This is a genomic window from uncultured Caballeronia sp. (assembly GCF_964243625.1).
Taxonomy (GTDB): Bacteria; Pseudomonadota; Gammaproteobacteria; order Burkholderiales; family Burkholderiaceae; genus Caballeronia.
The window spans coordinates 1-8,682 of the sequence record NZ_CAXTGZ010000233.1; the positions used below are offsets into that span (position 1 = coordinate 1).

General features: G+C 60.2%; 8 protein-coding genes. 5 read left to right on the plus strand and 3 right to left on the minus strand.

Annotation, left to right across the window (positions count from 1 at the left end; translation table 11 throughout):
• A partial coding sequence (locus ACFFAR_RS16770) for a SpoVR family protein (RefSeq protein WP_375508156.1) occupies nt 1-1,363 on the plus strand: 1,363 nt, incomplete at its 5' end.
• Between the two features lie 73 nt (nt 1,364-1,436).
• Here ACFFAR_RS16770 and ACFFAR_RS16775 read toward each other — a convergent pair.
• Nucleotides 1,437-2,519 (minus strand): AI-2E family transporter, encoded by a 1,083-nt coding sequence (locus ACFFAR_RS16775; RefSeq protein ID WP_061999380.1) that lies wholly within the window; start codon nt 2,517-2,519, stop codon nt 1,437-1,439.
• A gap of 182 nt (nt 2,520-2,701) precedes the next feature.
• Between ACFFAR_RS16775 and ACFFAR_RS16780 the strand changes: the two genes are divergently transcribed.
• The 3 genes from ACFFAR_RS16780 to ACFFAR_RS16790 all read left to right on the plus strand — a co-directional run bounded on the left by ACFFAR_RS16780 (nt 2,702) and on the right by ACFFAR_RS16790 (nt 5,030).
• On the plus strand, nt 2,702-3,283 hold the full coding sequence (locus ACFFAR_RS16780) for a TetR/AcrR family transcriptional regulator (RefSeq protein ID WP_075359702.1): 582 nt from the start codon (nt 2,702-2,704) through the stop codon (nt 3,281-3,283).
• 77 nt (nt 3,284-3,360) lie between these two features.
• Nucleotides 3,361-4,374: an SDR family oxidoreductase gene (locus ACFFAR_RS16785; RefSeq protein ID WP_174363231.1), complete on the plus strand. Its 1,014-nt coding sequence runs from the start codon at nt 3,361-3,363 to the stop codon at nt 4,372-4,374.
• Nucleotides 4,371-5,030 (plus strand): NAD-dependent epimerase/dehydratase family protein, encoded by a 660-nt coding sequence (locus tag ACFFAR_RS16790; RefSeq protein WP_174363232.1) that lies wholly within the window; start codon nt 4,371-4,373, stop codon nt 5,028-5,030. Before ACFFAR_RS16785 ends, ACFFAR_RS16790 begins: the two co-directional genes overlap by 4 nt.
• 38 nt (nt 5,031-5,068) lie before the next feature.
• On the opposite strand, the gene ACFFAR_RS16795 is transcribed toward ACFFAR_RS16790, so the two are convergent.
• Nucleotides 5,069-6,073 carry an aldo/keto reductase gene (locus tag ACFFAR_RS16795; RefSeq protein WP_174363233.1) on the minus strand — a complete coding sequence of 335 codons (1,005 nt, stop codon included), beginning with the start codon at nt 6,071-6,073 and terminating at the stop codon, nt 5,069-5,071.
• A gap of 77 nt (nt 6,074-6,150) precedes the next feature.
• On the minus strand, nt 6,151-7,536 hold the full coding sequence (locus ACFFAR_RS16800; protein ID WP_061999384.1) for a DHA2 family efflux MFS transporter permease subunit: 1,386 nt from the start codon (nt 7,534-7,536) through the stop codon (nt 6,151-6,153).
• A 126-nt stretch (nt 7,537-7,662) separates the two neighbouring features.
• On the opposite strand from ACFFAR_RS16800, the gene ACFFAR_RS16805 reads away from it, so the two are divergent.
• Complete coding sequence (locus tag ACFFAR_RS16805) at nt 7,663-8,523, plus strand: LysR substrate-binding domain-containing protein (protein ID WP_174363234.1); 861 nt, start codon at nt 7,663-7,665, stop codon at nt 8,521-8,523.
• The last annotated feature ends 159 nt before the right edge of the window (nt 8,524-8,682 follow it).

Here is an 8,682-nt window from a genome sequence, read left to right on the forward strand (position 1 = left end):
TGCGTACGCGTCGGTGGGCATGCCGGTGAATTATCGGCACTGGTCGTTCGGCAAGCACTTCTTGTCGACCGAAAAGAGTTACCGGCGTGGGCAAATGGGCCTTGCTTACGAGATCGTCATCAATTCGAATCCATGTATTGCGTACCTCATGGAAGAGAACACGATGACGATGCAGGCGCTCGTCATTGCGCATGCCGCTTACGGGCACAACTCGTTCTTCAAGGGCAACTATCTGTTCAAGTTGTGGACAGATGCCCATGCGATCATCGACTACCTGGTTTATGCGAAGAATTACATCGCAGAGTGCGAGGAGCGGCACGGGATCGATCGCGTCGAGGAGTTGCTCGACTCATGTCATGCGCTGATGAATTACGGGGTGGACCGGTATAAGCGGCCGCAGAAGTTGTCGCTGGCGAAGGAAGCTGCTGCGCGACGTGAGCGCGAAGCGTATCTGCAATCGCAGGTGAATGAACTCTGGCGCACGTTGCCCAATAAAAAGGCGACGACAACCGAAGAGATCGAAAGCCGATATCCGCCGGAGCCGCAGGAAAACCTGCTGTACTTCGCGGAGAAAAATGCGCCTTTGCTCGAACCCTGGGAACGCGAGGTGATTCGCATCGTGCGCAAGGTGGGACAGTATTTCTATCCGCAGCGCCAAACGCAGGTCATGAACGAAGGCTGGGCCACCTTTTGGCATTACACGCTGCTCAACACGCTGTATGCGGAAGGCCGGCTCGAGGACGGCTTCATGATGGAGTTCCTCCATTCGCACAGCAACGTGGTGTATCAGCCGCCGGTGACCAAGCAGTATTACAGCGGCATCAACCCGTATGCGCTTGGCTTTTCCATGATGAGCGATATCCGCCGCATCTGCGAAAACCCGACGGACGAAGACCGGGAATGGTTTCCGGAACTTGCCGGCAGCGACTGGCTGGAAGCACTGCACTACGCCATGCGCAATTTCAAGGACGAAAGTTTTATCGCGCAGTATTTGTCACCACATCTGATCCGGGAAATGCGCCTGTTCTCGATTCTCGATGACGACATGCGCGACTCGCTGGAGGTATCGGCGATTCACGACGAAAGCGGGTACAGGTACGTGCGGCAAGCGTTATCGCGTCAATACGACATGCATCACCGGGAGCCCAATATCCAGGTCTACTCGGTGAACACGCGCGGTGACCGAAGCCTCACGCTTCGCCACTTCATGACCGATAACCGGCATCTCACCAACGACAGCGAGGAAGTGCTCAAGCACATGGCTCGACTTTGGCAGTTCGATGTGTATCTGGAAAGTGTCGATGAAAACGGCACGGTGAGAAAACGCTTCGACTGCAAGTACGCGGGGGCAGAGCGGCGCTGAGTCGAACGGGTTCTCATGGAAAAAACGGCTCGCTGATCCAATTAGCGAGCCGTTTTTCATTCAGCAGGCAAACTCACACCTTGTCGATGGTCCGTGTTCCTTCCGCCTGGCCTTCTTCGTTCTGCGTGAACAGGTCCCAGGCCGCCATGAACAACGCGGCGATCAGCGGTCCGATCACAAAGCCGTTGATCCCGAACAGTCCCATCCCGCCCAAGGTCGAAATCAGCACGACCCAGTCCGGCATCTTCGTGTCCTTGCCAACAAGAATCGGACGCAGGATGTTATCGACCAGACCGATGATGACCACGCAGAACGCGATCAGGATCACGCCTTTCCAGATGTCGCCGGTGAGCAGGAAATACGCTGCCGCCGGCGCCCAGACGAGTGCGGCGCCAATGGCCGGAAGCAGCGACAGGAAAGCCATCAGCACGCCCCAGAGCAGCGAGCCCTGGATGCCGAGAAACATGAAGATCATCCCGCCGAGAAACCCCTGAGCTGCGGCAACGGCGATATTGCCCTTCACGGTTGCGCGTACGACCGTTGTGAATTTGGCGATCAGGTGCTGCTTCGGCGCTTCATCGAGCGGCAATGCGCGGCGAATGCGCCGGCCGATTTCACCGCCATCGCGCAACAGGAAAAACACCAGGTACAGCATCACACCGAAGCTGATCACGAACTGGAATGTGTTTTGTCCGATGCTGAGGGCTTGCGTCGCGACAAACTGGCTGATCGCGGCGGCGCCATCGGTCAGCCGTTTCTGGATGCTCGGGATATCCGTGAGTCCAAAACGGCCGAGCAAGGTCTGCACGGACTTCGGCAGCGCGTGGATGCCTTCCTGGAAGTACATCGTGAAGTTGGGCTGGCCCGACTTGATCTGCGTGTAGGCGAGACCGATTTCCTGGACCAGCGTGGCCGCGACAAACGACAGCGGCAGGATCACGATCACGATGGTCAGCCCGAGCGTTGCAAACGCAGCGAGATTGCGGCGCTTGCCGAATTTGGCGGCAAGGTAGCGCTGCATCGGCTGGAACAGGATGGCGAGAATCGTCCCCCAGAAGATCGCGCCGAAGAACGGCGTCAGGATCCAGCAAAGCGCGACGGTAACCACGAACAGCAGGATGTGGAAAAACTTTTGGTGTACGGAGTGGTTGTTCATAAATGCCTTGAGGGAAGCTGGAATCGTGACGTAGGCGCGGCAAGCTCCCATGCCGGCGCCCTATAGCAAGAAGACGGCCCGATGCTAGCACGGGCGGGTTTTGGCCCGTCCGGAGCGATATTGCGTCAATCTCAAAATTGGTTATAATTGAGTATTCACTCATTTAAACTGCAAGATCTTCGATGGCCCGACCCAAAAGCGACGACAAACGCAACGCACTTCTTCTTGCCGCCGAGCAGGTCTTCGCCGAGCGCGGACTTGCCGCCGCGCCTACATCGGCCATCTCGAAGCAGGCGGGCGTCGCCGAAGGGACGCTGTTCACCTATTTCCGCACGAAGGACGAACTGGTCAACGCGTTGTATCGGTCGATCAAGCTCGAACTCGCCGACGCGCTGATGGCGCAGTTCCCGCGGCGCGGGCCGGTGCGCAACAGGCTCGAATACTTGTGGAACGCTTTCGTGGACTGGGGTGTGGCCAATCCGCAGCGGTTGAATGTGCTCGACCAGTTATCGGTGGCGGATATTGTCACTGAGGAATCGAAGGCGGTCGGGTACGAACCATTTGCCGAAATCGAAGCGCTCGCGCTGCACAGCATCAAGACCGAGATCTTGCAGGCTTATCCGTGCGAGTTCATTGCGGCGAATATGAAGGCGCTGGCGGAGACCACGATGGGATTCATGAATGCGTATCCCGATGAAGCAGGGCGGTATCGGCAGATTGGCTTCGACGTGTTCTGGAATGGCGTCGCGCGCGACAAAGCCTGAAGTCCGCCTGATTCAAGCCAATTTGCCGCCGATTTAATGACTGATTACTCACGCAATCAAATGCCAAAGGAATTCAAATGAGCACATGGACGACTGCCGATATCCCGCCGCAAACCGGCAAGCGCGTTGTCGTGACAGGCGCGACGGGTGGATTGGGTTACGAGACCTCGCTGGAACTGGCGCGAGCGGGCGCCGAGGTGATTCTCACGGGACGCAACGAGGCCAAGGGCCGGGCGGCAATTGACCGTATCCGCCACGAAGTGCCGAATGCGCGCGTCAGCTTCGAGATGATCGATCTTGCGAGTCTGAAGTCAATCGCGCGCGCTTCGGAGCACTTGCTCGCAGATGGCGCGCCCGTCGATATCCTCGTGAACAATGCGGGCGTGATGATGCTGCCGCAACACGAGAAAACCGCCGATGGCTTCGAGCGTCAGTTCGGCACGAACTATCTCGGTCACTTTGCATTGACTTCGCAGTTGCTGCCGCTCCTGCAAAAGAGCGCCGCGCCGCGCGTGGTGAACCTGAGCAGCATCGCGCACAGGCGAGGCAAGATCGCCTTCGATAACCTGCAGGGCGAGCGCGCCTACAAAGCGTGGCCCGCATACGAGCAATCGAAACTCGCCATGCTGATGTTCGCGCTGGAGTTGCAACGGCGCAGCGACGCAAACGGCTGGGGCCTCATGAGCAACGCTGCACATCCGGGATTCGCACGCACGGACCTGATTGCGAATGGACCGGGAACATCGGGCATGCTGGCGCTCGCCGGTCGGGTGATGTCGCGGTTCCTGAGCCACAGCGCGGCGGAGGGCGCCTTGCCCACGCTTCTTGCGGCCACTGCACCGGAAGCACGCGGCGCCGCGTACTATGGGCCAAAGGGTTTTCAGGAAATGATCGGGCCGCCATCGGAAGCGCGCATTTTCCCGCAGGCTACGGATGCGGCTGTCGGCGCGAAGCTCTGGGATGTATCGGCGAAACTCACGGGCACTGAATGGGGCCCGAAGCGGGACATAGAGCGGGACATAGAGCGGGACATAAAGCGGGACGCAAAGCGGGACGCAAAGCCGGGCGTCCAAAGGCCGGAGAAACTATGAAAGTCATCGTTTTTGGCGCGACCGGAATGGTCGGGCAGGGCGTGCTGCGGGAATGTCTGCTCGACCCGGATGTCGAGCGCGTGGTCGCGCTCGGGCGCAGTTCCACGAAACAACTCGATCCGAAGTTCAACGAGATCGTGCATGGCAATCTCTTCGATCTCTCCGCAATCGAGGACCAGCTTACTGGATTCGACGCCTGCTTTTTCTGCCTCGGCGTGTCGTCGTTCAGAATGAAAGAGGCCGACTACGCGCATCTGACATATGACCTGACGTTCGGCATCGCGCGGGTCTTGTCGCGAATCAATCCCGGGATGACGTTCTCGTATGTCTCGGGCTCGGGCACGGACACGACCGAGCGCGGAAACAGCATGTGGGCGCGGGTGAAGGGGCGCACGGAGAACGCGCTTTTGCGCATGCCCTTCAAGGCGGCCTATATGTTCCGCCCCGGAGCGATCCAGCCGATGAACGGCATCCGTTCGAAGACGCCGATGTATCAGGCGGTCATTTCCGTCATGGGGCCGTTATTTCCGCTGTTGCGGCGTTCGTTTCCGAATGCGATCACGACGACGCAGCAACTCGGCCGTGCAATGGTCGCCACGGCCAAACAGCGCGGGCCGTCGCGCACGTTCGAGCCACGGGATATCACGAGGTACTAGGTCTGCCCGTGCCGGCCGAAACCGGCACTTTCGCAAATCTAGCGGGCCGCATCGCCCCAGCGATATTCCTTCGTTGCATCGTCGAGCTTCGCTTTCAACGCGTCGTCGAGTTTCAGGTCGACGGCGGCCAGGCTGTCGGTGAGTTGCTCGGGTTTGCTCGCACCAATGATCGCCGATGTAATCGCGGGATTCGCCAGCACCCAGGCCACCGATGTCTTTGTCAGTGACTCGCCGGTTTCCTTCACGATCTGCTGCAGCTTCGCGATGGTCTCGAACTCGCGCTCGTGCCAGTAGCGCTGCGAATACATCTCGCCGGCCTTGCCGACCGTCCCGGTGAAACGGCCATCGGACGGTTTGGCGTCGTGCTTGTGCTTGCCGGTCAGCAGGCCTCCGGCGAGCGGGTTGTACGGAATCACGGCGAGGTGTTCGTCGGTCGCAAGCGGCAGCAGCTCGCGCTCGATCTGGCGAAACAGCAGGTTGTATCGCGGCTGGACGGAGATGAAGCGCGCGACGCGCAGGAAGTCCGAGCGGCCGAGCGCGGTCGCAAGCCGGTACGCCAGGAAATTCGACACGCCGATGTAGCGCGCCTTGCCATGACGCACGATGGTATCGAGCGCTTCGAGGGTTTCGTCGAGCGGCGTCTCGCGGTCGTCGCTATGCAACTGATACAAGTCGACGTAATCGGTATTCAGCCGTTTGAGCGATGCATCGATCGCATCCAGCAAGTGCTTGCGCGACGCGCCTTGATCCCATGCCGCCTGGCCCATCTTGCCGACCGCCTTGGTCGCGAGAATGAATTCGCTGCGGCGCGACGGCGTGTCCTTGAGCCATCGGCCGACGATCTCTTCCGTGCGGCCCGCATGCGTTTCGTCGGCGCCGAGCGGATAGACGTCGGCGGTATCGATGAAATTCACGCCCGCTTCCGCCGCACGGTCCATGATCCTGCGCGACACGTTTTCTTCGGTCTGCAAGCCGAAGGTCATGGTGCCGAGACACAGGCGCGAAACGGTCAGGCCGGTCTTCCCAAACTTACGATATTCCAAGGCGAACTCCTCGAGCGATTGACCAGGTTGAACATCAAGCAAGCTTAAACGCTACAGCCGATGCTTGCAGACGAAGCCTATGAGGTTGCGGGCTGGGTCGAGGCACGTGGGGGGACGGCATCGAGGAACCGGAACACGATGGCCGACGCGAGCGTGACCAGGCCCACGCACACGAACGCGATGCGAAACGCCAGCGCGGCCGAGCCGAGGCTCGACGAGAAAACGGACACTAGGCCACCGCCTATCGATACACCCAGTCCGATCGCGAGCATCTGCACCATCGAGAAGAGGCTGTTGCCGCTGCCCGCATCCTTGATCGAAAGTCCCTTGAGCGTGACGCTGTTCATCGCGGCGAACTGCATGGAATTACAGGCGCCGAACACCGCGAGAATCGCAATTTCCAGCACGAGCGGCGTGCTCACCGAGAACGACGCGAAGCCGACTATCGATGCACCGACCAGGATCGTGTTCCACAGCAGGAAGTTGTCGTAGCCATAGCGTTTGACGAGCGGCGAGATCCAGCCCTTCGCGATCGTCCCCGCGAACGCGGCGGGCAGCATCATCAAGCCCGAATGCAGCGGTGAATAACCGAGCTGCAATTGCATGAGCAGCGGCAGCAGGAACGGCACGGCGCTCGAACCAATCCGGCACAGCAAGTTGCCGATCAGCCCGACGCTGAAATTCGGTTCGCTGAACAAGGACAGGTTGAACAGCGGATTCGCACGGCGCCTTGCGTACGGAATGTAGGCGAGCGCGGCGATGGCGGACACCGCGAACAAACCGCCCGATACCAATATCTTGTGCGATTGCGCGGGGCTGTCGAGCGCCATCGAAAACGCGACCATGCAGAGCGACAACATCGCGCCGCCGATGAAGTCGAAAGGCGGGGCATCGGAGATGGCGTCATCGGGCAGGAAACGCTGCACCGCGAGCAGACCGACTGCGCCGATCGGCACGTTAATCAGGAAGATCCAGTGCCACGAAAAAGATTCGACGAACCAGCCGCCCAGGGTCGGGCCGAGAATCGGGCCGACTTGGCCCGCAATGGAGATCACCGCCAGCGCCGAAACATATGCTTCGCCGGTCACGCTGCGAAGCACGGCGAGCCGGCCGATAGGCAGCAGCATGGAACCGCCGATACCCTGGATCACGCGTGCCACGATCAGTTGGTTCAGCGTTTGTGCGTTCGCGCAGCACAGCGATCCGATCACGAACAGGAGAATGGCGACGAAATAGACGCGCCGCGTGCCGAAGCGGTCGGCGAGCCAGCCGGAGGCAGGCGTAAGCAACGCCATGGTCAGCGTGTATGCAACCACGATCGGTTGCATGGCGAGCGGTTGCGCGTGCAGGCTTCGCGCAATGGAGGGCAGGGCCGTATTGACGATAGTCGTGTCGAGGGCCTGCATGAAAAAGCCGACGGCCACGATCCAGAGAAGCGCCGTGTGTGAGTTCTTTGGGGTCATTCTTTTACTGACGAAGCGTTATAGCGCGGAATTCCGTGCAATGTGAAGATTTTAAGACGATGCGCGGTTATCGGGAACCCCGCTGATAACATTGACTGCTATCGGAATAGTCGATAACAATGGCACATGCTCAATCCTGTCTGGCTGAACACCTTCGCGACGGTGGCCGCGTCGCATAGTTTCACTGACGCCGGCCGTCAGCTCAGTCTCACGCAGTCGAGCGTCAGCGAGCACATCCGGCGTCTCGAGGAACATGTGGGTCGCCGCCTGCTGGTCCGCGATACCCATTCGCTCGCGATCACCGCCGACGGCGAAGCGATGCTCGTTCACGCACGCGTGATCCTCGAGGCCATGTCCCATGCCGAATCGCAATTCCGCTCGCCGCGGTTGCGTGGCCGCGTGCGGCTGGGTTCATCGGACGATATGGCGCTCGGGCCGCTGCCGAGCGTGCTCGCTGCGTTCCGGCGCACGCATCCCGATGTCGAGCTGGAGATCACCATTGGCATGACGGGGCGGCTTTACGAACGCCTGGATGCAGGCGCGATCGATCTGCTGATCGGCAAAAGGCGGCTGGGCGACCGGCGCGGCATACCGCTCTTTTCAGGAAAATTGGAATGGCTTGCGCGGACCGGCACCGAAGTGGATCTCGCGCAGCCCTTGCCGCTGATTCTCGTCGCCGAGCCGAGCGTCACTCGTGCCGTGGTGCTCGATGCGCTCGCGGCCGCGGGCGCCCAATGGCAAATGGTCTGCACGAGCAGCTCGTATGCAGGATGCATTGCCGCCGCGCGTGGCGGGCTGGGCCTGACAGTGCGTTCGAACTTTCTCTCGGGCAGGGGACTCGCACCCCCAACCAATCGTGCCGAGTTGCCGGAATTGCCGGAAGTCGAGTTCATCGCGCTGGCGGCGAAGCATTTGAGCCGGCCGGCGGAAACCCTGCTCGAACTCCTGCAGGACAGCGATCTTCGCGGTGAATGGGCCGGGGAATGACCGGCATTGAACTGCAGGCATGCTGCGTGCGAAAACGGTGGCGTGGCATGGCGCCGCCGCTTGCCTCGCGTTTCGCCGCTTTTGGCTAGGACTAATCGTGGGATCAATCGCGTTGTAAGCACCTGCGCTTCGGAGAACATTTGCAAGGTTGTGCAAACA